At 39.5% G+C, this 658-nt stretch carries 1 protein-coding gene; it reads right to left on the reverse strand.

The window, feature by feature from the left end; all coding sequences use genetic code 11:
• The coding region (locus ACFIQC_RS10085) for a Rha family transcriptional regulator (RefSeq protein WP_375707153.1) at positions 1–508 on the reverse strand (508 nt) is incomplete at its 3' end.
• Between the last annotated feature and the right edge of the window lie 150 nt (positions 509–658).

A 658-nucleotide genomic window follows, 5' to 3' on the forward strand; every position in this document is an offset into this window, starting at 1 on the left:
CAGCTTTTGTAATCGGACTTGTTAAGACTCGTTTGGCTTCTTCAACAAGCGTTTTATAATGTTTTCTCTCTTCTGCTAGTGTAAAGGCTTTAACAAGATGCATGTGAAGCGGTCCATAAATGTAAACAGCTTTTTCAGTAGGTCCCATTTCATCCCAGTTGCTTGGAAAAGCAAAACGTGTATCACGGTCATTATCAATTAACTGGTTTTTTAAATCATAGAAAGCTTTTACAAGTGCTTTTTTGAATGCACGCACTGTATCATTGTTACGCATATAGGTCATGAGTAGAGTGGCTTGTGGTTCATTGAGAATAGCAACTTGACCACCTTTACCGTCTCTTTTACTTACTTGGATTTCAAATCCAAGTGAACCAAACTCTTCAAAATCCTTACGATTATTGCGTACAAGCTTTATAACTGTAGCGTGGCTATTCCCCACACCCTCTGCAATTTTTAAAGAAGTTGTAACAGCAATACCAGCATTGTTGATTGTCACTAAATTGTTCATGATGAACTCCTAATGGTTTTAATGTCTCTATTGACACCCCCAAGGGTGCCGGGCGTTAGAAACACGGCCATTAGTCCGTCGCTATGTCTTCCCCTCGTGAGAAGGTATTGTATAGCATAGCTACACCCGACAAAATCGTTATATGCCAAT

The organism is Bartonella sp. AA126HLJHH (assembly GCF_042197425.1).
GTDB lineage: Bacteria > Pseudomonadota > Alphaproteobacteria > Rhizobiales > Rhizobiaceae > Bartonella.